General features: G+C 61.0%; 29 protein-coding genes and 1 tRNA gene. 11 read left to right on the top strand and 19 right to left on the bottom strand.

Annotated elements, in window-relative coordinates:
* Nucleotides 1-71: 71 nt before the first annotated feature.
* On the bottom strand, nucleotides 72-470 hold the full coding sequence (locus tag HV711_RS27780) for an OsmC family protein (RefSeq protein WP_013587830.1): 399 nt from the start codon (nucleotides 468-470) through the stop codon (nucleotides 72-74).
* Between the two features lie 275 nt (nucleotides 471-745).
* Entirely contained in the window at nucleotides 746-1,624 is an 879-nt protein-coding gene (locus HV711_RS27785; RefSeq protein WP_035479685.1) for a pirin family protein, read from the bottom strand.
* Nucleotides 1,625-1,744: 120 nt separating this feature from the next.
* Here HV711_RS27785 and HV711_RS27790 point away from each other — a divergent pair, with 120 nt between their 5' ends.
* A complete protein-coding gene (locus HV711_RS27790) occupies nucleotides 1,745-2,731 on the top strand; it encodes a LysR family transcriptional regulator (RefSeq protein ID WP_015002201.1) in 987 nt (328 codons plus the stop codon).
* Nucleotides 2,732-3,125: 394 nt separating this feature from the next.
* Here the strand turns inward: HV711_RS27790 and HV711_RS27795 are convergent, their stop codons facing one another.
* The 8 genes from HV711_RS27795 to HV711_RS27830 all read right to left on the bottom strand — a co-directional run bounded on the left by HV711_RS27795 (nucleotide 3,126) and on the right by HV711_RS27830 (nucleotide 9,710).
* Nucleotides 3,126-3,545 (bottom strand): ExbD/TolR family protein, encoded by a 420-nt coding sequence (locus tag HV711_RS27795; protein WP_035479683.1) that lies wholly within the window; start codon nucleotides 3,543-3,545, stop codon nucleotides 3,126-3,128.
* Between the two features lie 28 nt (nucleotides 3,546-3,573).
* Nucleotides 3,574-4,302, bottom strand: coding sequence for a MotA/TolQ/ExbB proton channel family protein (locus HV711_RS27800; protein WP_035479680.1), 729 nt, complete (start codon nucleotides 4,300-4,302; stop codon nucleotides 3,574-3,576).
* Between the two features lie 27 nt (nucleotides 4,303-4,329).
* Nucleotides 4,330-5,064, bottom strand: coding sequence for an energy transducer TonB (locus HV711_RS27805; protein ID WP_035479679.1), 735 nt, complete (start codon nucleotides 5,062-5,064; stop codon nucleotides 4,330-4,332).
* 271 nt (nucleotides 5,065-5,335) lie between these two features.
* Complete coding sequence (locus HV711_RS27810; protein ID WP_013587836.1) at nucleotides 5,336-5,578, bottom strand: (2Fe-2S)-binding protein; 243 nt, start codon at nucleotides 5,576-5,578, stop codon at nucleotides 5,336-5,338.
* A gap of 217 nt (nucleotides 5,579-5,795) precedes the next feature.
* Nucleotides 5,796-6,683 carry a glutamate racemase gene (murI, locus tag HV711_RS27815; protein ID WP_035479677.1) on the bottom strand — a complete coding sequence of 296 codons (888 nt, stop codon included), beginning with the start codon at nucleotides 6,681-6,683 and terminating at the stop codon, nucleotides 5,796-5,798.
* Between the two features lie 209 nt (nucleotides 6,684-6,892).
* Nucleotides 6,893-7,372 (bottom strand): bacterioferritin, encoded by a 480-nt coding sequence (bfr, locus tag HV711_RS27820; protein WP_013587838.1) that lies wholly within the window; start codon nucleotides 7,370-7,372, stop codon nucleotides 6,893-6,895.
* Nucleotides 7,373-7,555: 183 nt separating this feature from the next.
* The gene (locus tag HV711_RS27825; protein ID WP_013587839.1) at nucleotides 7,556-9,091 is read right to left on the bottom strand and encodes a fumarate hydratase; all 1,536 of its coding nucleotides are present in this window, start codon (nucleotides 9,089-9,091) and stop codon (nucleotides 7,556-7,558) included.
* A 52-nt stretch (nucleotides 9,092-9,143) separates the two neighbouring features.
* The gene (locus tag HV711_RS27830; protein WP_035479675.1) at nucleotides 9,144-9,710 is read right to left on the bottom strand and encodes a TIGR00645 family protein; all 567 of its coding nucleotides are present in this window, start codon (nucleotides 9,708-9,710) and stop codon (nucleotides 9,144-9,146) included.
* A 786-nt stretch (nucleotides 9,711-10,496) separates the two neighbouring features.
* Between HV711_RS27830 and acs the strand changes: the two genes are divergently transcribed.
* The 7 genes from acs to HV711_RS27865 all read left to right on the top strand — a co-directional run bounded on the left by acs (nucleotide 10,497) and on the right by HV711_RS27865 (nucleotide 17,125).
* Complete coding sequence (gene acs, locus HV711_RS27835; protein ID WP_028362301.1) at nucleotides 10,497-12,479, top strand: acetate--CoA ligase; 1,983 nt, start codon at nucleotides 10,497-10,499, stop codon at nucleotides 12,477-12,479.
* 134 nt (nucleotides 12,480-12,613) lie between these two features.
* Nucleotides 12,614-13,186 (top strand): DUF4212 domain-containing protein, encoded by a 573-nt coding sequence (locus HV711_RS34110; RefSeq protein ID WP_035479673.1) that lies wholly within the window; start codon nucleotides 12,614-12,616, stop codon nucleotides 13,184-13,186.
* A gap of 4 nt (nucleotides 13,187-13,190) precedes the next feature.
* Complete coding sequence (locus HV711_RS27845) at nucleotides 13,191-15,209, top strand: sodium:solute symporter family protein (protein WP_028362299.1); 2,019 nt, start codon at nucleotides 13,191-13,193, stop codon at nucleotides 15,207-15,209.
* A gap of 60 nt (nucleotides 15,210-15,269) precedes the next feature.
* Nucleotides 15,270-15,360: transfer RNA gene (locus tag HV711_RS27850), tRNA-Ser, on the top strand.
* Nucleotides 15,361-15,779: 419 nt separating this feature from the next.
* Nucleotides 15,780-16,001, top strand: a complete 222-nt coding sequence (locus HV711_RS27855) for a hypothetical protein (RefSeq protein WP_035479670.1) — start codon at nucleotides 15,780-15,782, stop codon at nucleotides 15,999-16,001.
* 156 nt (nucleotides 16,002-16,157) lie between these two features.
* Complete coding sequence (locus HV711_RS34010) at nucleotides 16,158-16,514, top strand: phage protein NinX family protein (RefSeq protein WP_082201429.1); 357 nt, start codon at nucleotides 16,158-16,160, stop codon at nucleotides 16,512-16,514.
* Between the two features lie 404 nt (nucleotides 16,515-16,918).
* On the top strand, nucleotides 16,919-17,125 hold the full coding sequence (locus HV711_RS27865) for a hypothetical protein (protein ID WP_035479668.1): 207 nt from the start codon (nucleotides 16,919-16,921) through the stop codon (nucleotides 17,123-17,125).
* Here HV711_RS27865 and HV711_RS27870 read toward each other — a convergent pair.
* From HV711_RS27870 to HV711_RS27910, 9 genes are all read right to left on the bottom strand, one after another.
* Nucleotides 17,117-17,698: a lipase family protein gene (locus tag HV711_RS27870; RefSeq protein ID WP_035479667.1), complete on the bottom strand. Its 582-nt coding sequence runs from the start codon at nucleotides 17,696-17,698 to the stop codon at nucleotides 17,117-17,119. The two genes, HV711_RS27865 and HV711_RS27870, sit on opposite strands and share 9 nt — an antisense overlap.
* Complete coding sequence (locus HV711_RS27875) at nucleotides 17,698-18,129, bottom strand: hypothetical protein (RefSeq protein ID WP_035479666.1); 432 nt, start codon at nucleotides 18,127-18,129, stop codon at nucleotides 17,698-17,700. Before HV711_RS27875 ends, HV711_RS27870 begins: the two co-directional genes overlap by 1 nt.
* A 34-nt stretch (nucleotides 18,130-18,163) precedes the next feature.
* Nucleotides 18,164-18,370, bottom strand: a complete 207-nt coding sequence (locus tag HV711_RS27880) for a hypothetical protein (protein ID WP_035479665.1) — start codon at nucleotides 18,368-18,370, stop codon at nucleotides 18,164-18,166.
* A gap of 2 nt (nucleotides 18,371-18,372) precedes the next feature.
* Nucleotides 18,373-18,933, bottom strand: a complete 561-nt coding sequence (locus HV711_RS27885; protein WP_035479664.1) for a hypothetical protein — start codon at nucleotides 18,931-18,933, stop codon at nucleotides 18,373-18,375.
* 48 nt (nucleotides 18,934-18,981) lie between these two features.
* Entirely contained in the window at nucleotides 18,982-20,331 is a 1,350-nt protein-coding gene (locus HV711_RS27890) for an SGNH/GDSL hydrolase family protein (protein WP_082201428.1), read from the bottom strand.
* Between the two features lie 8 nt (nucleotides 20,332-20,339).
* Nucleotides 20,340-20,804 carry a hypothetical protein gene (locus HV711_RS27895; protein ID WP_035479662.1) on the bottom strand — a complete coding sequence of 155 codons (465 nt, stop codon included), beginning with the start codon at nucleotides 20,802-20,804 and terminating at the stop codon, nucleotides 20,340-20,342.
* On the bottom strand, nucleotides 20,801-21,220 hold the full coding sequence (locus tag HV711_RS27900) for a hypothetical protein (protein WP_035479661.1): 420 nt from the start codon (nucleotides 21,218-21,220) through the stop codon (nucleotides 20,801-20,803). The genes HV711_RS27895 and HV711_RS27900 overlap by 4 nt, the downstream gene beginning before the upstream one ends.
* A gap of 84 nt (nucleotides 21,221-21,304) precedes the next feature.
* Nucleotides 21,305-21,754 carry a glycoside hydrolase family 73 protein gene (locus HV711_RS27905; protein ID WP_035479660.1) on the bottom strand — a complete coding sequence of 150 codons (450 nt, stop codon included), beginning with the start codon at nucleotides 21,752-21,754 and terminating at the stop codon, nucleotides 21,305-21,307.
* Nucleotides 21,755-21,790: 36 nt separating this feature from the next.
* Nucleotides 21,791-22,096 (bottom strand): hypothetical protein, encoded by a 306-nt coding sequence (locus tag HV711_RS27910; protein WP_175145395.1) that lies wholly within the window; start codon nucleotides 22,094-22,096, stop codon nucleotides 21,791-21,793.
* Between the two features lie 194 nt (nucleotides 22,097-22,290).
* Here HV711_RS27910 and HV711_RS27915 point away from each other — a divergent pair, with 194 nt between their 5' ends.
* From HV711_RS27915 to HV711_RS27925, 3 genes are all read left to right on the top strand, one after another.
* Nucleotides 22,291-22,587, top strand: coding sequence for a hypothetical protein (locus tag HV711_RS27915; protein ID WP_035479658.1), 297 nt, complete (start codon nucleotides 22,291-22,293; stop codon nucleotides 22,585-22,587).
* A gap of 140 nt (nucleotides 22,588-22,727) precedes the next feature.
* Complete coding sequence (locus tag HV711_RS27920) at nucleotides 22,728-23,387, top strand: SGNH/GDSL hydrolase family protein (RefSeq protein WP_244142750.1); 660 nt, start codon at nucleotides 22,728-22,730, stop codon at nucleotides 23,385-23,387.
* A 74-nt stretch (nucleotides 23,388-23,461) separates the two neighbouring features.
* Nucleotides 23,462-25,540, top strand: a complete 2,079-nt coding sequence (locus tag HV711_RS27925; protein WP_035479656.1) for a glycosyltransferase — start codon at nucleotides 23,462-23,464, stop codon at nucleotides 25,538-25,540.
* The last annotated feature ends 79 nt before the right edge of the window (nucleotides 25,541-25,619 follow it).

The following is a 25,619-nucleotide window of genomic DNA, read 5'->3' on the forward strand; positions in this document are numbered from 1 at the left end:
AAGCGTTGCAAGTGTGAGGCGACCCCCTCAGTTTCGCGCGCCTCGCCCGTCGGGCGCAAGTCAGACGGCGGTCAGACGGCGGTCAAGCCGGAGCGAATGGCGATCGAGCGCGTGAGGATCTTGTGAACTGGGCACGCATTCGCAATTTGCAAGAGCCGTTCCCGTTGCTCGTCGGACAGCCCGCCGTGCAGTGTGATCTTGCGGTCGATGGTCGAGCCTTCTTCGCCGGTCTCGATGTTGAGCGTGACGTGCACTTCATCGAGCGGCCAGCCTTTGCGCTGCGCGTACATTTTCAGCGTGACCGACGTGCAGGCGCCGAGGCTCGAGAGCAGCAACGAAACCGGCGTGGGACCGCGATCGCCGCCGCCGAGCGATTCAGGTTCGTCGGCGAGCCAGGTGTGCTTGCCGTCGTCGAAATGGACCTGGTAATTCGTCGAACCGATATGGGCGGTGACGGTGGCTTCTGCCATGCGCGCTCCTTCAGCAGGGATGGAAATTGCCGCGCAGCGGCTCTGCAGCAATGAAGCTTGAAAGAGGGGCGCGCGGCGAGAATCGCTATTGTGAACGAAGTCGGCGGCGTTTGTGTCCGGCGGCGCGGCGCGTGTGATGGCGGCGGTGCGGTTGGAGTCGCGTGCCGCTTATTGTCATGCGCGTAAGTGACTGCAGCGAGCGGCGATTCCCGACTCGCGAGCGGCGATCCGCCGCCCGCCCGCTGCTCAGCCAGTGCTTTCCCCCACACGCCCATTCAATGCGTGATCGCGCCCATGCGGCCGGCCTGATAATCGACGACCGCCTGGCGGATTTCGTCTTCGGTATTCATGACGAACGGGCCGTAGCGCACCACGGGCTCCTTCAAGGGCACGCCGCCAAGCAGCACGACCTCGAGCGGCTCCTCGCCGGCTGCGAGCGTGACCGCGTCGCCGTCATTCCGAAACACGACCATCTTGCGCGCGTCGATCTCCTGACGCGCGTCGCCTTCGCCGTAAAAGCCCTTGCCGGAGAGCCCATACGCGAACACACGATAGTCCGCGGGCACCGGCTGGCGGATCGTCGCGCCGGGCTGCAGCGAAAAATGCTGATACAGAATCGGCGTGCGCGTTTCCACCGCGGCTTTCACGCCGAGCGCCTCGCCGGCGATCACCTTCACGCGCACTTTGCCGTCCGCCGACGTCGCCAGCGGAATCTTCGCCGACGGCACTTCCTGGTAACGCGGCGCGATCATCTTGTCGCGGCGCGGCAGATTCACCCACACCTGCAAGCCGTGCACGCGTCCGCCCGTCCGCACGAACGACGGGTCGGGCATTTCGCTGTGCACGACGCCCGCGCCGGCCGTCATCCATTGCACATCGCCCGCGTGCAGCGTGCCGGAGTGACCGGCGGAGTCCTTGTGGCCGAACTGCCCCTCGAGCACATAGGTCACGGTCTCGAAACCGCGATGCGGATGGTCCGGCGCGCCCTTGGCCTCGCCGGGCGCGTAGTCGACCGGTCCCATTTCGTCGAGCAGCAGAAACGGATCGAAGTCCATCAGCATGCGGGTGGGAAACGGGCGGTGGACGACGAAGCCGCCGCCTTCAATCGTGCGAACGGCGGGATACGTGCGTTCGATCGTGCGTGTCGCGATCATCAATATCACCTCTAAAATTCGGGAATAGCGTTATTTTTGAAACATGGAGCTATTATAGGGACCGTTTTTCGGGGTGCCAGCCGCCATCAGCAATGGATTGTTCTATTACTGGAACGATGAATGAAGATCGATTCACACAACCTGAATGACCTGATGTATTTCTCGCAGGTCGTCGAACATGGCGGTTTCTCCGCCGCCGAGCGCGTGCTGGGTATTTCCAAGTCGCGTCTGTCGCGGCGCCTGACCGAACTCGAGGCGTCGCTCGGCGTGCGGCTGCTGCAGCGCTCCACGCGCAAGCTCGCGCTCACGGAGGCCGGCCAACTGTTCTACCAGCACTGCCAGGCGATGCTCGACGAGGCACAGGCGGCCGTCAACGTCGTGCAGCAGCTGCGCTCGTCACCACGCGGCACCGTGCGCGTGAGCGTGCCCGTCACGATTTCGCAGACCATTCTGTCGACGATCCTGCCGGAATTCATGCACCGCTATCCGGAAGTGCGCGTCGTCATGCGGGTGACGAATCGGGTGGTCGATCTGTTCGAAGATTCAATCGACGTCGCCTTGCGCGTGCGCTCGGATCCGCCGGAAAACGCCAACATTGTCGTGCGCCCGCTGTGGCGCACGCAGCAGATGCTGGTGGGCGCGCCAAGTCTGTTGCAGCAGAATGCGCCGCCGTTGCAGCCAGACGACCTGTCGCGCTTCGAAACGCTCGACGTCCCCACGAGCGACGGCCGGCACGTCTACAACCTGATTGCGCCCGACGGCAGCCGTCACGCGCACGAGCACGAACCGCGTCTCGTGACCGCGGATCTCTCGACGATTCGCGAAGCGGTACTCGCAGGCGTCGGCATCGCCGCCTTGCCGGAGATGATGTACGGCGCCGCCTTGCGCGCCGGGCAGTTGTCGCCCGTCATGCCCGGCTGGACCTTTCCGGCGCCGCAGTTGTACGCCGTCTTCGTGTCGCGGCAGGGCATGGTGCCGGCCGTGCGCGCGTTCGTCGACTATCTGGTCGAGATGCTCGATCCCAATGAAGGTAAGCACATCATGCGTGAATGCCCGGTGCGCGCGGAATCGGCTGTCTTGCGAACCTCGGTGGCAATCGCTTCCTAGCAGATCGCGCGCGTTGCGGCATCGCTTTTAGCATTGAAGCGCGGCCTGTCATGAGTACTTTCAATGAGCGTTTGCTTGAATGCGCGAGCTCGCGGCGCTATATTGAAATCCCTTCGCTAAGGAGTCTCTTATGCGAAAACTCATGGCCGCTATCATAGCGAGCCTGATAGGGCTGACCGCGCTGTCCGTGTCGAGCACGGCTGTCGCATGCGGTGATCCGAGCCAGCAGTCTTCGACCGATGGCAAATGATCCCGCCGCCCGAAGGCGCCGAGCGCGCACAAAAAAAGGCCTTCATCTGACGATGAAGGCCTTTTACTTTTCAGCCCCTGTTTCAAGGGCTTTTCTTCACTTCACGGAGCGGCGCGGCCCGCACTGGCGACCGCCGCGAAACACTCACTTGCCTTTGGGCTGCGTGACGAATCCGATCTTCGTCAGACCGCCTGCCTGCGCCGCCGACATGACTTGCGCGACTTTTTCGTAAGGCACTTTGCGGTCCGCATCGAGGTGCAGCTCCGGTTGCGGATTCGCCTGCGCGGTCTCTGCAATTTTCGCGCTCAACTGCGCTTCGTCAACTTTTTTGTCGTTCCACAGCACGTTGCCATCGGCGTCGACCGCGACGGTCACCTGTGCCGGCTTCGTGTCTTCCTTCTGACTGCTTGCATGCGGCAGGTCGATTTTCACTGCGTGGCGGATCACGGGAATCGTCACCATGAAAACGATCAGGAGAACCAACATGACGTCGACGAGCGGCGTCATGTTGATTTCGTTCATCAGGCCGTCGTCATCGTCGCCGGCGAAGGGGCTCATTGCCATCTCTGTGCCTCGTCGTTCAGTGGGCGCTTCAGTTGGCGCGCGTGGCGAGACGCAGCCCGTCGCGCTTGGTGGAGGACAGGCGCGCGCCTGTTACGAAGAAGGCGTGCAGGCCATGCGCGAAGCGGCTCAGCTTGGCGACGATCGCCTTGTTCGCACGCGTGAGAGCGTTATAGCCGAGCACGGCCGGAATCGCAACGAAGAGACCGAATGCGGTCATGATGAGCGCTTCGCCGACAGGACCGGCCACCTGATCGATCGACGACTGGCCGCTCGCGCCGATGGCAAGCAGCGCGTGATAAATGCCCCACACGGTGCCGAACAGACCCACGAAAGGCGCGGTGCTGCCGACCGAAGCGAGAATCGCCAGACCGCTCTGCATGCGCGCGACGCTTTCGTCCATGGTGTCCTTCAGGCAGCGCGTGACCCAGTCGGACACGTCCATGCGATCGTGCAGATGCGGCTGCGTCTGGTGATGATGATCGGCCGCTTCCTGACCCGACAGCGCAAGGGCGAGGAACGGGTTGTCATGCGGCGTGGACGAGCCGGCGCCGAGTTTCTTGACGCCGTCGGCGAGGTCGTCCGAATGCCAGAACGCCTGTTCCGCATTTTTCGTGAGGCGGTTCAGGCGCATCACGTTCCAGCCCTTGATGACGATCACGCTCCACGACATCACCGACATCACCAGCAAGGCGAGCGCGATGCCGCGCGTGACGAAATCCCCTTGCGCCCACACGTGCGCCAATCCGTAGTTTTGCATTGCCATTCCTTTATTTTGAAATCCGCTTCAATCTTCCAGATTGAAGTTGTAAGGCTGAGTGTAGGCGGCCCGCACGGGCTGGCCGTATTCGAGATAGGGCTTGCACGCGCTCGCATGCGCGGCGGCGAGCGCGGCGTCGTCGAGACGGCTGAAGCCGCTGCTCTTCTTCAATTCGATGTTCTCGAGCTTGCCGGTGAGACCGACCACGAACTTCACGTACGCGGTGCCGGTTTCGCCGCGACGGCGCGACAGCGCCGGGTAGTCGGGCTTCGCGATGTTGCAGTCGAGGTGCGAGACGTTTTTCGGCGCGGCGATGTCCATTGTCTGACGGCCGATGGCGGGCGCGGCGGGCGGCGTCGCCGGAGCGGCCGGCGCCGGCAGTGTCGGCGGAGCCGGTTGCGCGGCCGCGACGGGTGCAGGCGACGGCGCAGGCGCCTCGTGCAACGGAGCAGGAGCGGGCTTTTGCGCCAGCTTCGGCTGCACCTTCGGCTTGCTGCGAACCGGCGGCGCGGGCGTGGGCGGCGGCGGCGCGACCGACTGCACCACGGCCGGCGCGGCAAGAGGCGCGGGCGGCAGCAATTGAGCGGTCATCACGCGCGACTCGAGCGCCGGCTGCGCCGGCTCATGGCGCAGCGTCAGGATCACGGCGAGCAACACGACGTGAACCGCCGCAACTAGGGCGGTTGCAGTCAGCACGCGGGGATTCATTCGAGTGGACGAAGCCGGCGCGGCGCCGGCTGAAACGGTATGCGAAGCCTGCATGTTAGCGTGACAGCGCGCTGTGGATGCAGCATGCGCGACAAAACATGGTCATGTTCGGAAGATCAGCAGCGAGATACACAAGGTGGTCACGAAACCAATCAGCAATTCCATCTGAACTCCTTTGACGGACGAGCGGTAGCTGGCTGGTAGCGAACTGGCTTGCTGACGGCAGTGGATTAACTCACTGGCGGTGGCTCAGCCAGCAAGGCGGGGAGCGGAAGCGGCGCTGCAGGCGGATCATGCGGCCTTGGGCCGCATGCCGGAGCCGCGCTTACGCCGCTTTGCGTTCGTAAAACGTCACCGGCATAGCCGTGGGCTGCTGATGGTGCTCGAAGCCGCAGCGGCTTGCGCATACGCCGCTTTGCATCATCACGTCGCGCACCGAGTCCGCACATTTGCCGCAGCAGGTGGCTACGCCGAGTTCGAACTGCAACTCGTCGAACGAGTCGACGCCTTCCGCGATCGAGGCACGGATCTTTCGGTCAGACACAGACTTGCAGACACAGACAATCATGGTGAGGCGTCATAGCTAACGTTAATGCGAATTATTATCATTTTGTTTGAGCCGTTTGGCAAGCGCCATGGACGGATTTTTGTAACAAAACCAGACTCTTAGAAGGGTTTCGGCGCTTGAGCGGCGCCCCCCGGTGGGCGATGTGCAGCGCCGGCGAAGTGGTCAAACGGCATGAAACCGGGCGAAAACTCGCCCAGAAAACACGTCGCAGAGGCGCTCAGACGGGCTGCGAGGCCAGCGCCGCGGTGCGGCGCGAAGGAATCAGCACGCGTTCGACGTGCGCGTCGATGTCGAGCAGCGTCGCGACAAGTTGCCGCAGATGCGTGCCGTTGTCGGTGGAATAGAAGCGGGGCCGCGGGGCGCCCGCCGCTTGCGGTGCCGCGCGCATGCCGTGCTGCTCGAGCACGCGCTCGAGCTGACGGGCAATGGCCAGGCTCGTGTCGACGAGCGCCATCCGGTCGCCGACGATGTCGCGGATCGCCGCGTCGAGAAACGGATAATGCGTGCAGCCGAGCACGAGCGTATCGGCACCGGCCTCGAGCATCGGCTGAAGATAGCTGGCGAGCAACGCGCGCAGCTCCGCCGAACCGACGTCGCAGCGCTCGACCGCCTGCACGAGCCCGTGACCGGGCTGGCAGATAAAGCGGCAATCGGCGGCGTAGCGCGCGAGCAGTGCCTGGAAGCGGGCGCTGCGCAGCGTGACCTGGGTGGCCAACACGCCGGCCACCCGGGTTCTGGATTGCAGGGCGGCCGGCTTGACGCCCGGCTCGACGCCGACGAGCGGAATGGGCAGCTTTTCGCGGACGAGCGCGATGGATTGCGCCGTGGCCGTATTGCAGGCCACGACGAGCGCTTTGGCGCCCTGCTTGACGAGCCACTCGCCGATGGCGAGCGTGCGGTCGGCGATGAAATCGTCGTCGCGCTCGCCGTACGGCGCGTACAGCGAGTCCGCGACGTACAGCAGCGCCTCGTCAGGCGACTGCGCCCGAACCGCTCGCAACACCGACAAGCCGCCGAGACCCGAGTCGAAAATGCCGACCGGCGCGCGCGAAGCGGCGCCAGGAGAAGCGATTGATGCATTCGGAGTCGATGATTCTGCGGGCATAGGCGAGGGAGGCACTGCGGCGCGCGTTCAGGCAAAGCGTGGCAGGTCGGGTGTATCAGGGGGAAATCGTGACGAGTGAAGCCGGCAAGTATATCGTCACCCCGTCGCCAACCCGTCGGCACCAAGTCGGCACCAAGTCGCCAGCGCGGCGCATGCTATCCCGCAAGAGGAGCGTCATGCGCCGGCGCGGGCATTGGCCGGCTATCCGTTCAGGACTCCACCGAGCCCATGGCGCTTTGCTGGTAGTTCTGAATGCCGACCTTGTCGATCAGGTCGAGTTGGGTTTCGAGCCAGTCGATATGTTCTTCGGTGTCGTCGAGAATCTTCACGAAGATTTCACGCGAGATGAAATCGCGCACCGACTCGCAATAGGCAATGGCTTCCTTGCAGGTGCTTTGCGAAATCTGCTCCAGCTTCAGGTCGCATTCGAGAATTTCTTTGGTTTCCTCGCCGATCAGAAGCTTATGCAGGTCTTGCAGATTCGGCAGACCGTCAAGCATGAAAACCCGTTCGATCAGCCAGTCGGCGTGCTTCATTTCGCCGATCGACTCGTCATATTCATGCTTGCCGAGTTTCTCGAGACCCCAGTGCTTGTACATCCGCGCATGCAGGAAATACTGATTGATCGCGGTCAGTTCGTTCTTCAACTGCGCGTTGAGATACTCGATAACTTTCTTGTCGCCTTGCATGATCTTTCCTTTATGGGAACTTCAATTTTTCAACAACAATAAACGCCATACCTGAAAAAGCCAAGCGGACAGAACATCTTTTGACGTCGTTCCGGGCGTTGCACGCCATGCATGCCGTTCCATGAAAAAAGCCGGGACAGTGGCCCCGGCTTGTCATGACACGCTATGCGCGCGAGCAGCGAATCAGGCCGTGGCGACCGGAATCTTGCCGATTTTCGCCTGCCATTCCTTCGGGCCGGTCTGGTGCACGGACGTGCCGTTCGAATCGACCGCGACCGTGACCGGCATATCCTGCACGTCGAATTCGTAGATGGCTTCCATGCCGAGATCTTCGAATGCGAGCACCTTCGCGCTGCGAATGGCCTTCGACACGAGATACGCGGCGCCGCCCACGGCCATCAGATACGCGGCCTTGTGCTTCTTGATGGCCTCGATGGCGACCGGGCCGCGCTCGGCCTTGCCGATCATCGAAATGAGGCCGGTTTGCGCGAGCATGGTCTCGGTGAACTTGTCCATGCGCGTGGCGGTGGTGGGGCCTGCGGGGCCGACCGCTTCGTCGCGCACCGGATCGACCGGGCCGACGTAATAGATCACGCGGTTCGTGAAGTCGACCGGCAGCTTTTCGCCCTTGGCCAGCATGTCGGCGATGCGCTTATGCGCGGCGTCGCGGCCCGTCAGCATCTTGCCCGACAGCAGCAGCGTCTGGCCCGGCTTCCACGAAGCGACTTCTTCCGGCGTCAGCGTATTCAGGTCGACGCGCTGGCTGGTTTCCGTGTTCGGTTCCCACTGCACCTTTGGCCATGCGTCGAGCGAGGGCGCTTCGAGCTTGGCGACGCCCGAGCCGTCCAGTGTGAAGTGGGCGTGGCGCGTGGCCGCGCAGTTCGGGATGATCGCGATCGGCTTGGAGGCGGCGTGCGTGGGCGCAGCCATGATCTTCACGTCGAGCACGGTGGCAAGACCGCCGAGACCTTGCGCGCCGATACCGAGCGCGTTGACCTTCTCGTGCAGTTCCACGCGCAGTTCTTCGATCCAGTCTTTCGGGCCGCGTGCGATCACGTCCTGAATGTCGATCGGGTCCATCAGCGATTCCTTCGCCATGACCATCGCTTTCTCAGCCGTGCCGCCGATGCCGATGCCGAGCATGCCCGGCGGGCACCAGCCGGCGCCCATGGTCGGCACGGTCTTCAGAATCCAGTCGACGATCGAGTCCGACGGATTCAGCATCGCGAACTTCGACTTGTTCTCCGAGCCGCCGCCCTTGGCCGCGACCTGCACGTCGACCTTGTCGCCCGGCACGATCTCGTAGTGGATCACGGCCGGCGTGTTGTCCTTCGTATTCTTGCGGGCGCCTTCCGGCGGGCTCACGATCGATGCGCGCAGCACGTTGTCCGGATTCAGATAACCGCGGCGCACGCCTTCGTTGATCATGTCCGTGACGCTCATGGTCGCCGGACCGGACTCGCTCGCCCAGCGCACGTCCATGCCGACCTTCACGAATACGGTGACGATGCCCGTGTCCTGGCAAATCGGGCGCTTGCCTTCGGCGCACATGCGGCTGTTGGTGAGGATCTGCGCAATCGCATCTTTCGCGGCCGGGCTCTGTTCGAGTTCGTACGCGCGGCCCAAGGCCTGAATGTAATCGAGCGGATGGTAGTAGCTGATGTATTGCAGCGAATCAGCAATGCTCTGGATCAGATCTTCCTGTTTGATGACGGTCATGGCTAAGCTCGGTGGGGACGGTGGCGCATTGTTCTGTTCGCAGGCTGTGCGGTCAGTCGTGCGCTTTCAGGGGAGAGGAACTGGCGGAACCCAGCGGCTGCAAGTCCGCGGGTTCCTGAAAATGGCTGGGATGCGTGTGCGTGGTCAGGCGGTCGACAAAAGCCATCACGAGCGCGGAGACAAGGAACGCGACGTGGATGATGACCTGCCACATGATAGTGTGCGTGGTGTTCTGGTCCGGGCTGATAAACGTTTTCAGCAAATGGATCGACGAGATGCTGATGAGCGCCATGGAAAGCTTCACTTTCAGCACGCCGGCGTTGACGTGGTCGAGCCATTCCGGTTCGTCCGGATGACCCTCGACACCGAGCCGCGACACGAAGGTTTCATACCCGCCGATGATTACCATGATCAGCAGGTTCGATATCATGACCACGTCGATCAGGCCCAGCACGACGAGCATGATGTTGGTTTCGTTGAGCGTCATGGACGCCGTGACGAGATGCCAGACTTCCTTCAGAAACAGCACGACGTAGACAGCCTGGGCGACGATGAGGCCGAGGTAGAGCGGCACCTGCAGCCAGCGGCTCATGAAGATGATGACAGGCAGCGGGCGCATGGGGCGGCGCGGGCGCGCGGAGTCGGGTCGCGAAGCGGACATAGGCAGGAGTCGGATCTAACGCAGGTGACGGAACAGGGGCCAATGTGCTGGGTCCGCGTGCGGATCACGCGCGCGGATCGGCACGCAAAGCGAGGCGCGCACGAAGCGGCGCGGGCGGACGGCAGTGCAGCGAGCCGCCGGCGACGCTCGTGTCAGGCGCGCTATTGTACAGCGTCAGGCCGATTTGCTGCGGCGCGGCGGGCGGGGCGGGCGCGCGGCGGCGGGCTCTACACGCGGACGGCTCTGAGCTCAGCATCACTGTCCCGACGCTCGCGGGCAAGCTGCATCATCAGCGTAGCGATTCAAACTGGAATCAGAGCAGGTAGTTCAGTTAGCATTGTATTAGGCGCTTCAACGCAGCATTCGATCCGGCATGGAATGGCTGCATGATGCAGGCGCCTCCATACGCGGGTGCAGCAATAGCCGGCGAGCCTCGTCGAAAGCGTCGTACGAATCGCGTTAGGGTTTTTGCGGGCATGCCGGCGCGGCGCGCGTAAGTGGCTGGTAAGTTGCACCGCTTATGGTTGAACACGAGAGCGGACGTGGCCTCATTCACATTCATGCTGCATGGCCGCATGGATGAGATGGAGGCAGCGGGCCGCGGCGTGGCGATCCATCGCGGGTCGCTCGCGCGAGGGCGGGAGACAGCGCGCCGTGAATCGCAAGCCGGTTGCGGCGCTCAACATGACATGGCGCACCCCGTGTGCGCCGGCACAGGTTTTCATCTTCACCAAGGGGTTGTCGATGTCTGCGATTGAATCGGTTCTTCAGGAACGCCGTGTTTTCCCGCCCTCCGCTGAGACAGCGGCCGGCGCCACGATCTCCGGCATGGACGCTTACCATGCGCTGGCCGCCGAGGCCGAACGCGATTACGAGGGCTTCTGGGGGCGTCTTGCCCGCGAAACGCTCAGTTGGAACACGCCGTTCACGAAGGTGCTGGACGAATCCAACGCGCCGTTTTACACGTGGTTTGAAGACGGCCAGCTGAACGCGTCGTACAACAGCATCGACCGTCACGTGGAAGCGGGCAACGGCGGGCGCGTCGCGATCATCTTCGAGGCGGACGACGGCACCGTCACCAACGTCACCTATCAGGATCTGCTGCAACGCGTATCGCGCTTTGCGAACGCGCTGAAAAAACGCGGCGTGAAGAAGGGTGATCGCGTGGTCATCTACATGCCGATGTCGATCGAAGGCATTGTCGCGATGCAGGCCTGCGCGCGCATCGGCGCCACGCATTCGGTCGTGTTCGGCGGCTTCTCGTCGAAGTCGCTCAACGAGCGGCTCGTCGACGTGGGCGCGGTCGCACTCGTGACGTCCGACGAGCAGATGCGCGGCGGCAAGGCGCTGCCGCTGAAGAACATCGCCGACGAAGCGCTCGCCATGGGCGGCTGCGACGCGGTGAAGAGCGTGATCGTCTACAAACGCACGGGCGGCAAGATCGCATGGAACGAAGGCCGCGACCTGTGGATGCATGAACTGTCGCAAGCGGAGTCCGATCAATGCGCGCCCGAATGGGTCGGCGCGGAGCATCCGCTCTTCATCCTGTATACGTCGGGGTCGACGGGCAAGCCGAAGGGCGTTCAGCACAGCACCGGCGGCTATCTGCTGTGGGCCGCGCAGACGATGAAGTGGACCTTCGACTGGAAGCCCTCCGACGTATTCTGGTGTACGGCCGACATCGGCTGGATCACCGGCCATAGCTACATCACGTATGGTCCGCTCACGCTCGGCGGCACCCAGGTCGTGTTCGAAGGCGTGCCCACCTATCCGAACGCCGGCCGCTTCTGGGACATGATCGCGAAGCACAAGGTGTCGCTGTTCTATACGGCGCCCACGGCCATCCGCTCGCTGATCAAGGCGTCCGAGGCGGATCAGAAAGTGCATCCGAAGAGCTATGACCTGTCTACACTGCGCATCATCGGCACGGTAGGCGAGCCGATCAATCCGGAAGCGTGGGTCTGGTATCACGAGAATGTCGGCGGCGGACGTTGCCCGATTGTCGATACGTGGTGGCAAACCGAAACCGGCGGTCACATGATTACGCCGCTGCCGGGCGCCACGCCGCTCGTGCCGGGTTCGTGCACGCTGCCGCTGCCGGGCATCATGGCCGCGGTCGTCGACGAAACGGGCCAGGACGTGCCGAACGGGCAGGGCGGCATTCTCGTGGTGAAGCGGCCCTGGCCTTCCATGTTGCGCAACGTCTGGGGCGATCCGGACCGCTACAAGAAGAGCTATTTCCCCGAGGAGCTGGGCGGCAAGCTGTATCTCGCGGGCGACGGCGCCGTGCGCGACAAGGAAACCGGCTACTTCACGATCATGGGCCGCATCGACGACGTGCTGAACGTGTCCGGTCACCGTCTCGGCACGATGGAGATCGAGTCGGCGCTGGTGTCGAACCCGATCGTCGCCGAAGCCGCGGTGGTGGGCCGTCCGGATGCGACGACCGGTGAAGCGGTGTGCGCCTTCGTCGTGTTGAAGCGCGCGCGTCCGGAAGGCGAGGAGGCGGTCAAGCTCGCCAACGAACTGCGCAACTGGGTCGGCAAGGAAATCGGCCCGATCGCGAAGCCGAAGGACATTCGCTTCGGCGAGAATCTGCCGAAAACGCGCTCGGGCAAGATCATGCGCCGTCTGTTGCGTTCGCTCGCCAAGGGCGAGGCGATCACGCAGGACGTCTCCACGCTGGAGAATCCGGCCATTCTGGACCAGCTCGGCGAGTCGCTGTAAGGCTTGGTACGCGGTTGCGGCGCCTATGAAAGGGTGGGGCGTGTCGAGCGACGCGCCTGTCGCCCGGCGCCGCCATCCGGCATCGCGCGGACAATCCTAATTGCCTGTGCGGTGCCTTTTTGATACATAGGCGCATGGCCGCGCCGCACTCCATCCCTCACGCCACGCACAATCCTGCGCCCGAACCGCCCGCGGTCTCGGAGGCGTTGGCGCGCGCGCACCGGAAGTACTGGCGTTTCAATCTTGCGCTGATTGCCGCGTTGATGACGGTCGGCTTCGCGGTGTCGTTCCTGTTGCCGCTTGCCGCGCCCGCGCTCGCGGACGTGCGCTTTGCCGGCTTCAGCTTGCCGTTCTATTTCGGCGCCCAAGGCGCAATCCTGATCTATCTTGCGCTGATCGTCGTCTACATTGTGTCGATGCAGCGCGCCGACCGCCAGTTGCAACGCGCCTTCGAAGCCGACGCCGACGCGCTCGCGCAAGCTGTTGCCACTCACGTGGAGAATGGCGGCGCGAACGGTGCGAATGGTGCGAACGGTGCGAATCGTGCGAATGGTGCGAATGGTGCGAATGGTGCGAATGGTGCGAATGGTGCGAATGGTGCGAATGGTGCGAGTGGTGCCAGCCCCGCGAATGACACGAATGCCGCCCATGAAAGTTTAACGACGAAGCGCCAGGCCGCGGCGGATTCCGGCGCGCGCGGATCCTGAGCCGATGAAGCTCACGAACCGGCTCATCCGCTCGTACGCGTTCTATACGCTCGGCTTCCTGCTTTTCATCTACGTGATGTGGCGCATCGAGCGCACCACGGGTCCGGGCATGTGGATCGGCTATGTGTTCCTGTTCGTGCCGATTGCCGTGTACGCGGTGATCGGTTTGCTGTCGCGCACGTCAGATCTCGTCGAGTATTACGTGGCCGGGCGGCGCGTGCCGTCGGCGTTTAACGGCATGGCGACTGCGGCCGACTGGCTGTCGGCGGCATCGTTCATCGGCCTCGCCGGCTCCATTTACGCCACGGGCTACGACGGCCTTGCTTATCTGATGGGCTGGACGGGCGGCTATTGCCTCGTGGCGTTTTTGCTCGCGCCGTACGTGCGCAAGCTCGCGCGCTACACCATTCCGGATTTCCTCGGCACGCGTTTTTCGAGCAATGCGGTGCGTGCGCTCGCGGCCTTATCGGCGATTCTGTGTTCGTTCGTCTATCTCGTCGCGCAGATCCAGGGCGTCGGCCTCATTGCGACGCGCTTCATTGGCGTCGACTTCGCCGTCGGCATTTTCTGCGGGCTCGCGGGCATACTCGTGTGCTCGTTTCTGGGCGGCATGCGCGCGGTGACGTGGACGCAGGTCGCGCAGTACATCATTCTGATCGCCGCGATTCTGATTCCGGTTTCGATGATTGCGCATAAGGACGGTCTCGGCTGGGTGCCGCAGCTGAGTTACGGCCGCCTGATGGAGCGCATGGAGAGTCTCGAGAAACAGGTGCGCGACGAGCCGCTCGAGCAGACCGTGCGCGACGACTATCGCCGCCGGGCCGCGCTGATGCAGCAACGGCTCGACATGCTGCCGCATTCATTCGTCGAAGAAAAACTGCGGCTCACGCAGCAGGTCGCCGACCTGCGGCGCCGCAATGGTCCGCTGCGCGAGATCAAGGAGCGCGAGAAAGCGCTCGAGCAGTTTCCGCGCGATGCCGCCGCCGCGCAGGTGGTGTGGACCCAGCAGCGCGACGAAATGCTGCTGCGCGCGGCGCCGCCGCTGCCGATGCACGAGCCGTTTCCGGCTGCCGCCGATGACGACCGGCGCATGCATGAGCGCAATTTTCTTTCGCTGCTGCTGTGCCTGTCGCTCGGCACGGCGAGCCTGCCGCACATTCTGACGCGCTATAACACGACGACGTCGGTGGCGTCGGCGCGGCGCTCCGTCGGCTGGACGCTGTTTTTTGTGGCGATGTTCTACGTGACCGTGCCGGTGCTCGCGGTGCTGATCAAGTACGAGATTCTGACGAATCTGGTGGGACATCACTTCGCCGATTTGCCGCAGTGGCTCACGCAATGGCGCAGGGTCGAGCCGACCCTGATCAGTCTTGCGGATACGAACGGCGACGGCATCGTGCGATGGAGCGAGGTTCAGATGCAGCCCGACATGGTGGTGCTGGCCGCGCCGGAAATTGCGGGCCTGCCGTACGTGATGTCCGGGCTGATCGCGGCGGGCGCGCTGGCGGCGGCGCTGTCCACGGCCGATGGTTTGCTGCTCACGATCGCCAATGCTTTGTCGCACGACGTGTATTACCACATGGTCGACCCCGGCGCGTCGAGTCAGCGGCGCGTGACGATTTCGAAGATTCTGCTGCTGGGCGTGGCGCTGTTCGCGTCGTATGTGGCGTCGCTGAATACGGGCAATATTCTGTTTCTGGTGGGCGCGGCGTTTTCGCTCGCGGCGTCGAGCCTCTTTCCGGTGCTCGTGCTCGGTGTGTTCTGGAAGCGCACGACGCGCCTCGGCGCGGTGGCGGGCATGCTCGCGGGGCTGCTGGTGTGCATCTACTACATTGTCTCGACGTATCCCTTCTTCGCGCAGATGACGGGCTTTGCGGGACCCCGCTGGTTCGGCATCGAGCCGATCAGCTCGGGCGTGTTCGGCGTGCCGGCGGGCTTTCTGGTGGCGATCGGCGTGAGTCTGCTGGATCACAAGCCGGATGCTTATACGAAGGCGCTGGTGGACTACATTCGCCATCCATAGACACGTTTCTCATGAGGGTCTGGCGGACGGCGCGAAGTTTGCTATAATTCGGCTCCCCGCGGAGAGATGGATGAGCGGTTTAAGTCGCACGCCTGGAAAGCGTGTATAGGTTAATAGCCTATCGGGGGTTCGAATCCCCCTCTCTCCGCCACCTTACACAGCAAGGCTTTCAGCGATCTCGCAATGAGTCGCGTATACCATAGAAGCATAGGTATACTATTGGAACGGCCAGATTCCCATCGTTTATCGCTCGAATACCCCCATGAAAAACGGAGCAGTCTGCCTATCCGATGTGGCAGCTAGAGCGACGCATATCGAACTGGCTTGCACGCGTTGCGACCGGCACGGCAGGTATCGACTCGAAGGACTGATCCGGCAATTCGGACCTGACCTGGGGATTCCGGACCTTGCCGAACAAGTAGCGCCGTGTCCCAACAGAAACGCGAGCAACTTCAACGTGCGTTGCGATGTGTTTTATCCTGGGCTTGGCGCTCTGATGCGAGGCGAGAAGGACGAATAGACGAGGCGAAGGCCCGAATCATGCTGGTCGCAAGGCGAGGAGGTGACGCCATGTTCGAGTACAGCAACCCTGAAGCGATTCTGGAAGTCGTTCTGCCCGACCGGACCAAGCGGAACGAGCACGGGCATACGCTGGACGATGACTTTCAGCATTTTTGCGCGGTCACAGGCTGCCCGAAGGACGAAGCATGGGCGAAGCTGGCTCTGGCGTGGGGATGGAGGTCTGGCGAGACCAAGGACGGCCGGGATCTGGGGGAGGTAGCCAAACGATGAAAATTCGCCAACTTCAGCGACGCGCGAAGCGGCCTGATTTCCGCATGTCGCGGATGAGGGGAACGCTTGTAGTCGAAGTAAAAAGCGCAGCTGCTGTAGCACGGTTCTTCGGGACGACTGCCGAAGAAGATCGAAGGGCCGCCGAATTCTTTGGGGATGGGAAAGGGATTTGACGCGCTGCCGAACGGCAGGCCATGGGGAGGAAGTGTGAAGGTATCGGAACTGGAAGGACCTAGACTTGACTATCAGGTGAAGCGTGCGCTTCGATTTGAGGGCCGCGTGGGAATGACGAATCAACCCACGGTCGCAATCAGTTATTCGACGGATTGGGATGCAGCCGCGCCCATTATAAAAAACCATATCGCATACAGGTCAGGACCTGGAGATGGCGTTTATTCGGCTTTTTTGATCACGAAGAATGAAAACGAAGATACGCACCTGCAGATTGGACCGACACCCCTAATCGCAATGATGCGTTGCTATGTGGCCAGTGTTTATGGGGATGAAGTTTGATGCGCCGCAGAAAGCGGGTAAGTGATGTGCGCTCATGGGGCGGGAGGACTAATGGGAGTCGTAGAAATCGACCTATATAAGACGATCGCGCCGGAGCCCTACAGCTCGTCATGGTTCTGGCCAGTCCGAATGGATGATGAAACGCTGGACTTCTTAGCGCTCGGATGGCCCGGCTGCACGCCAATACGGGGCTATCACGCCGGCCCGAAGTCTTGCATCACGGTCTGGCATCGAGGCGAGATCAAGACATTCGAGATTGACTGGAATTCGATGGTTCCGCTTGGTGAGAGTAACGTCCGGGAAGTGCAGGACTTTCAGTTTCGGTGGGAATATTGATCGCCGCGAACGGGCGAATAGAGAGGGGTGTTTCAGCACTCTTTGGAAAAGTACTGAAAGGAGGGGGTGTGACGCTAGACGAACTGATGAACGATCCGACACCGCGCTTTGTGCGCATGGTGTCGCATGAGCCGAAGGACGGCTACTTCTGGAACGACTATTTCGAGCACTACGAGGAGGGCGACGCTCTGTTTCGCGCGAGGATCAAGGCTGCATATTCCGCCGAGGAATGGCGAGGGCCGACCCACGAAGGGCCGACCTGTGCATCAAGCTAGCGCGGCAATGACTCGCGCAATCGAGTGGTCACGCACATTGGGAAACGGCAGCACGGGTTTGCCGATATGCGTCAGCAACCCGGCGTGATGCCACCCTGGCGGGACGTCTGGAACCAAGTCCAGTCCATTCTTATAGAGATGAACCGGGACCTTCGCGAGTAGCGTCCGGATGGTTAGATCGGGGCTCACGCGCGGCGGCTCGAATCCGAACACGGCGGCCGGCGGATTGCCCGATACGGTCATGTCCATGGCGGCCATCAGCGCAATGGCCGCGCCTAGACTGTGTCCGACGAGCGTTACCGGCCGCCCAGCGACAGCGGCGAGCACCGAAACTGAGATAGCTCGCCATGCATCGAGAAACCCGCGGTGAACCTCGCCAGCTCCGGGCACCGCGACGGGCAGCACGTCGAAATCCGCGCCCCAGCAATCTGCATTGTCCGTTCCCGGAAAGGCGACGCAAAGCCCCGCCGATGTCTGCCTGACAATCGCTCGAGAGGCGCTATCCGGATCGCCAATGTCTGGCTTGGCGGTGTATGCCTCCTGTGCGAGCTTTGCGTAGTCCAGCGGCGACATTACTGGCTCGCCGCGACCGGAGCCGAGGCCGGAACAGCCGTCGCGATGAGCTGATCGACCAGCGCCTGAACCATCGGGCCGAACGTCTGGAGGCCGAGCAGGATTGCGGGCTGATTCGGCAACGCCGGGACGCCCTGAACAATCGCAATCGCGGCCGGCAGCAGCGAGTCATGAAACAACTTCAGATCGGTCACGTTCAGCGTGCCGCCTGCCTTGCAGATCGCCTGATTGGCGGGCAGGATGGTGTTCGTGATTGCGGACTGTTGCTCTGCGTTGAGCAGGGGCGAAGCAGCAATGATCGCGAGATCGCCGTTGACGATCGTGCAGCCGGTCTGGAATTGCTGTTGAACGGTCGGCAGCGAGTTGCAGGCAACGAGCATGGCAAAGCAAGCGGACAGGGCTAGGCCTGCCGCGATACGCAGCATCTTCATTTGGTGAGCCTTTACGGGAGTTGTAGCGGTAGGATTACTGCGCGGCGGGGACTTGCTTGGCTGCTGAACGGGCGGCCCATGCGTTATAGCCAGCATGGATAGCGGCCACGATCGCGCCGGCAATCAGGCCAGAGAGATTTGCCGGGACCGAGCCATGAAAGCCGTGCAGCGCCCAATCTACGGTCGGAATCAGGTCGGCAGCACTGACCGTCAGGCCGCCGCTAATCATTGCCTTGTACATGGTTACTCCTTGGTTTTGTGACGCGCTTCGAGCTCGTCAGGGCTGAACACAAAGCCGTCTACGAATGGGAAGGCTTGCAGTAAAAAGATCGGGCCAGTGATCGCGTGCACGCCGTGGTTCTTCTCGCGATGCAGGTGCTTGTGGAGTACCAGCATCGCCTGCGCGCTATCAACGAATGTTTCAGGGAAAGCGGGATCGAACGCTTCGAAGTCAAAGCCGCGCCACTTGAAGAACTCGACAATCCAGAAGATCAGGAAGCCTTCGACGGGCGCCATTTCGCCGGTCGGCTCCCAGGTGTATGGATCGAGAACGGGGAGTTCCTTAACCGTGCCGAGCGCAATGCCCTTCACGATGTCCCATCGCACAGCATTCTGAAATGCATATTCGAGCGTGGCGTGGTGATACTCGACATCTTCAGACTGCCCAGTAATGGCGCAACGCAGGCCAGCTTTCTTGCCGTCGCGCTTGGTCTTCAGGAAGGTCTTCGATTCCGTGCGCGCGTCGTGATCGGGATAGAAAATATCCTCGGATGCGACAGCCTTATGCTCGTGTTCGTTTTCCATAGGCGTAAAAAAACCGCCTCGCGGGCGGCTTGTCTGAAGTGCGTTTTGTTAAACAACCGGCCGCATCTGGAAGTCTGAGAAATACACATCCCCACTCGCCGATCCGCTGCTCGCATCGAACACCATGCGAACGTAACTGCTTATCGATGTCACGCCAGATTGCAGCGGGAATGGAGGGGTTCGTAGCCGACCAGACACCGCAATGGCGGGCATCTTGAAACTGGTTTGCCGCACCATATCGACCGCCTGATGAGGCGTTGCTGGGCCGATTTCGGCCATCTGCAATTCAAGGCCGATCAGGTTGACCGGAGCCGATACGAACTGGACTGCGCATGAAAGCTCGACCGTGGTTCCCGCGGCGACATACGCCGAAGGGTTGGTCGTCGGCTGAAGGATGTACGTTTCTGCGGACGATCCCACGCCAGTGATATTCACCGTGACGCGCTGACGCTCCCCCGAAGTTGGGCCATCGGTACGAGGGTTTTCCTTTGCGCCGGAGAACGTGAGCGACGTGGAGGTCCCCGCGCCGCGGTACAGCTTGAATCCCGTCGCGATCTGGCCGGTTGGTGTCACGCCCGTGTTTGCCACGAGCAGCCCGGCGGTACCGAGCAACGCCGGGTTGGCGTTCAGGATGCCGCGCGGGTTGTTGGTTGAGTCATAGAGATCGGCCGGGCTGCACGAAAAGCGGCGCGGCGGCCACAACTGTGTGATCACGTCCGAAATCGCCTTGCCCAGCCAGTACGCACCGATCATGCTCGGATGCGTACCGTCGTATAGACGATCGCTCAGCGCGCTGCCGGCCGCACCGGCGTAATCCTCCATGTAGTCCTGCGCGTCAATCAGGATGCAGCGCACGGACGAGGGGACTGCATGCTGAGCCTGCGCAAAGCGGCGGATGTAGTCGTTGAACTGATTCTTGACGCCCAACGCATAGGCCGTGATGCCGACGCGGGGATATTCAAGAAGGACAATCGGCTGAATACCGGCCCTCTGCAACGGAATGATGATCTGGTTCGTCCACTGGTCGATCATCGTCGCAATGGGTGTCACCGCCAGGTCGTTCGTTCCGATCAGCACGAAGCAGCGGCTCACGCCCGACGCAATGACGTTCGGCACGCGCGCTGCGCACTGCGCGATGGTGTCGCCCGATTTGCCGAAGTTCAGAGTATCGTCGAAGTGGAAGCGCTGGCCTGAGAGAAAGCGGGCCCAGTTCAGATAACCGTTGGCCGCAAACTGCGTGATTGTGGGCGCCGTCGAAATGAAGGCGTCCGAGACCATGTCAGTCCGGCTATCGCCGAGCGCTGCGACTGCATTCTCATGCAATCGGCTGACGGTCAGCGGCGCATATCGAGCATCTGCAACTGATTTACTCAGGCTCGGCGCGTCAAGAATCCCCATGTGTTACCTCAAGTGATGGTGATAGCGGGCTGAGCCGTAACGGCGCCGTTAGAGTCTCGAGTGACTGCCGGCTGAGTGACCGTGTGCGTCACGTTTCCGTTGACGTAGGTCGCATGCCATGCGTCGATGGCGCCCGGGAATGCCGTGCTGGCGGTGTCGGTCGTGAATGTTCCAGTTCCGCCATCCGGCCAGACGATGCTTGCTGTAACGATTGCCTCGTTGGCGTCGCGTGTCGCGGACACAAGCCGGAAGGCGCTCGAATACGCCCATTCCAGAAGGTTTTGAGGCAGCAATGCGGCTAGTGCCGTGCCCACGGTCGACGAGGCACTGGACGCGCTGGCCGCTGCGGCACTAGCGCTTGCAGCAGAAGCCGATACGGCCTGGGTGATCTGCTGATTGACCGCGGCACTCAACGTGCCGAGCTGCACAACCTGAATCGTCCCGCCATTCACGCTGATGGATAGCGAACTCATACGGTTGTCCTCGGATCAAGCGAAACGATGCCCTCGAGCAGATAGCCGACATTCCCGCTCGGGTCGGTGTATTTCAGGTCGTACAGACCGAGCCTGAAGACGGGGTAATTCGTCAACGTTGGAAGGGAGGGCAGGCCGGTCGACGTGAGTGAAGAGGTATCGGCGTCAGCGAGAATGACGTCGATAGTCCCCGCAGTTCCGCCCAGGACAATCCTGCTACCCGCTGATGCCGTGCTCGAGACAGTCAGCATCGGAGTGAGTCCGACACCGCGCGCAATAGACAGGGCCATTGAATAGCCCGTCAGGTTCATCGGCGCGCCATTGTCGTCAAGCCAGGTTAGCGACAGCGAGAAATCGCCGCCCTGCTTGATCGTGAAGCTGAAAGAGCCAACGCCCGAGTTTGTCGTGATGGCCATGAGAATCCTGTGAACAGCCTACTGGCTGTATTTGTCGTTTAGCCGGTATGCGGATAAATGCGGAATAGCTGTGGGGCGGATATTTCAGGCCATGTCGAGCGACGAGAGCCCGTACTTCTTGATGATCGAAACGATCTTCTGGGCGTAAAGCGGATCTGTCGCGTAACCGGCTGCTGCCACAGCTTGGGCAAAGAGAGCACCGGTCGTGTAAGCGAACGCAGGCTGATACCGCTTGTTCGTCAACAGGAACTGCGCGTGATCGTTGATCGAGCCCAGCCAGTCGTTGTACGCGCGGAATTTGGCCGTGATGGTGATCGTCTTGCCATTGACCACTTCATTTGTGATCTGCGACGTGACGGGCCCCTTCCATGATGGATCAGCCTTGATGCCGAACAGATTGAAGCCTGGGCAGTGCGCCCCCCATGCTGATTCAAGGGCCGCTTGTGCGACAGTGAAACTGGCGGGAATCTTGGTTGTCTTTGCGAAGGCTTTAGCGGCCGGCGAGATAGCGGCGATGAAGTCTTGAGGGGTCATGTGAGCGCCCAATAAAAAACCCGCCGAAGCGGGTTGTTACTTGTCGGCCTTGGAATCGAGGCGCCGGTCGAACTTCTCATCCATCGATTCCAACTTCTTGAAGACGGCATCGATTGACTTGCTGAAGCGGTCCATCGCCTTTTCCATTGCGGCGTTTGGTGCGTATGTTTCGGCGACGTGGAGCTTGTAATCGGAGATTTCCTTGCTCTGTGTTTTCAGCGCCTCGTCGTGCGATCGCATCTTTTCGTCCAGTTGCGCTATCGAGCGCTTAAGCACCCATCCGAAGACAGAGAAAACACCAGTGGCGACAGCGCCGCCTACGCCAGCGGAAAGGAAGTCCATCAAGGCCCCGATTCAGAAAAAGAAAAAGCCACAAATGTGGCCGGTCATGTTTATTTGGTGTTGACAACGTACCCTATGGGTACTAAGATTCGCCTCAATGAGCCGCGCACTTCGTGTGGTTCGACACTCCGACAAGGAACGACATCAAATGAAGAACTCTCTTCGTGCGCATTTCTGCGCCTCTGGAACCATCGATGACCTACAAGCCGCCACTCCCAGAAGACCTGGAAAGGCTGAAGAACGAACTGGGCAAGAGCAGCGGCGAAATGGCCGAACTGTTCGGGCTTGCGAGCGGACGGCAGTGGCGACGGTATCTATCAACGGACGAGAACAACAAGCGCGACATGGGCATGCACATGCTCTTCTTCGCGATGGCTCGTCTAGTGCTGCCCCCAGAAGACATCGAGCGCGTCTTGGCTCGAATGCGCAAAGTCGGCGGCATGGTGGATCTGTCGGAGACCACTGGAGAAGATGGCTCGTCGCAGGACTGACCGCATGTCTGGCAGCCTGCGGCGGCGAAAAGCCCGCTGACACGGCAGTTGTGAAGGCTGTTGCGCCTGCGCTGGTATCACCAACCACCCCATCCTCTGAGGCATCAGCTCCGGTTGCTGCATCTACACCCGCAGCATCAGTGCCTGTTGCTTCGGAGCCGGCCGCTTCTACGCCAGCAAGTGATCCGGCGGCCGCCAAAGCGGTCCTGATCGAGATTCATGGCGACGATGCGATGTATGGAGTTTCGCCGCCGTTCTATGCGCCCAACCCGCAGAGCGAGCCGTTTGATACACAGACGCTTCTGCAGGCGCAGTTTGGCAGTACGGTAACGGTCGACAACAGGGCATCGGGTGGGACGTCGAGCACGCTTCTGAACATGATGAATGGCCTCGACGGCGGTGGCCCTCCGTTCGCCCAGCGCATCAAGTCATCGCAAGCGCAGATCGTGCTGGACGCTCACGCGGTCAATGACGATCTGTCACAATCGCTTGGACCGTACACCGACGCGCTTATTGCATGGATTCAAGCCGTCAGAGCAGCAGGGAAGGTTGCTGTGCTGGAGGAGCCGGGCCCGGTTTGCGACGACAGCCGCCCGTATCTCGCGAACTACGTTTCTGTGATGAATAGCGTCGCCGCGCAGTACAACGTGCCGATCGTCAAGCAGTACGAATACCTGCAGACGATCCCGAATCTGTGCTCGCACTACACGGCAGGGATTTACCCAGACAACTTCGTGCTTCAAATCAAGGCTCAGCGCCAGGCTGCAGTGTTGGCGCCGCTCGTCAAAGACCTCATGTAAATAGCATAAACCGGTACGGCGCGGCTACTGATGTAGAATCCGCGCCGTATAAACTCGAACTGAGAGCCCTCACGATGCTGGTCAAAGATCTTATTCGCGACACCGTTTGGACGCCGGGGAAGGACTATGATCCGTCTCACAAGCCCAAAATCTCTGTATTGCTGCCTGCATATAGGCGCGCACAGAGTGGCATGTTTCGACGATGCGTCGAATCGATCCTGTCGCAGACACTCAAAGACATTGAGCTGATCATCATCGATGACGCGAGCACGGATGGAACCGCTGAACAGACCAAAGAGTTTCTGGGAAAAGACGGCCGCGTCAGCTCACTGCGCCACCCCAAGAATATCGGCCTGCCCGCGGTTTCAGAATATGAGGGCTATCTTAAGGCTCGGTCTGATCGAATTGCTTTTGCGTTCGATGACACCATGTTTAACGAAGATGCGCTTGAAAAGCTATTCGAAGCATCGACGAAGTCGCCATACGCCATGATTTATGGGCACGTCGAAATGTCTCTGCGCAACGACGCTACGGGCGATATCGTGACGACTCGGCTCGGCACCCCCCGCTCGCAAGGCATGCTGCGCATCGAAAACTTCATCCCGAACAATGGCGTACTGTTGAGCAAGGAAATCATTGAGGATGTCGGATTCTATGATCCTCACGTCCTCATTGCGCGTCTATGCGATTGGGATCTCTGGCGCCGCATTGCCGAGCGATACGAAGTTAAGGCCGTCGACGTGGCGGTTGGCATAGAGGAAGGTCCGATCACCAACGATAGCCTAGGTCACACCTATGTGCTTGATAACTGGGCAGTCAATGAATGGATGCACACCGCTCGAAACGAGCGTTTGCGACCGTCCAATATGCCCGACTATGAAGTCATGGCGTCGGACCCTTCCCACGGATCGACTACCCAAAGCGTGTCACATGGCCTTGCGGTGAAGCATGCGCAACCTCGCGGTTGGACGCTTCCTGGCGCCCCGGGCTCGACTCATGGCTTGGGTTACATTCTTGTCGTGACGCTGAACTACGACGCTTCGACGTATCTGTACTTCAACATGCTTCCGCCGGAAGTCGCCAAGCGGGTTCGCATTATTTCGGCAAATTCCGGATACGGCGTTGAGGAACTTGCGCGCGCTAGCTTTGTGATTTTCGTACGTCACATCAATGCGTTCAGCGCCTGGATAGCTGCAGCGCGCGCCATGAAAGTGCCGATGTATTACTTCCTGGACGACAACCTCACGTTGCTCGCGAAAACTGGGGAATTGCCTAGCGGCAATGAAAACTATCGTCCCGAGCAATATCGGAAAGATCTTGCTCGTTTCGATGGGGTGTTGTTATCCAGCAAAAATCTACTTGAATACTTCGAAGAAGAGATACTGCACGACAAACTCCACCTATTCCCCGTTGCTTGTCATGACCAGCGATCAATGTTCATCGACTATTACGAAGACAAGCGGCCGGGAGAGTTGGTCATTGCCTGTGCAACAGGATCTCATCGTGCAAAGGGGCTATGGGAGATCGTGTTTCCTGCTATCCAAAAACTGGCGAGCGACGGTCGGAACGTTCACCTTGTTGCGCCGGCCCCAAGCGAAGACGAGTACATGTCTCTGATCGAGAATACCCCAGCGAACTTAAGGGTAACACTCATCCCATTCGAATCTGACTATGTTTTCGCGATGCGCCGTTTCGCGAGGCATGCTCCCGATCTGCTAGTGCACGCGCCCAGTGCGACGGTCAACAATGCTTATAAGACCTTGCATCCGCTCATGTCCGCGCTAATCATGAACGCCGCTCCCGTGCTGCCCGATACAGAGCCATACGATCGCATTCTGGATCGCGGCAATGCAGTTTTTGTGCACGATTCCGCCAAACCCTTGTCCTGGTACAAAGCGCTCGTCAATATCCTGAAGGACAAGACGGTTCTTGACCTGGTTCGCGAAAAGAACGTCCAGTATTGCGCAGAGAACTTCTCGGGGAAAGAAAACGCTGCGGCGCTCGAGGCGATCCTCTCCAAAGTTGGTCACGAGACGACCTGGGAAACTCAAACCTTCCGCCTTCACAACCTTGCGCTGTGGTTCAGGCGCACAGGTGCCGCAGCAGGCGTAACGACATCCTTGGGCAATGTCCCAGGCGTAGTTGAAGGTTGAAGGCGGCGGTTCGCCAGTGGAATCCGAGAGAATCGGGTTTCCAGGACCAACCTCCCGAACAGGGAACCAAGGAGAACCG

It is taken from the genome of Paraburkholderia phenoliruptrix (assembly GCF_902859825.1).
In the GTDB taxonomy this organism is placed as follows: Bacteria; Pseudomonadota; Gammaproteobacteria; order Burkholderiales; family Burkholderiaceae; genus Paraburkholderia; species Paraburkholderia phenoliruptrix.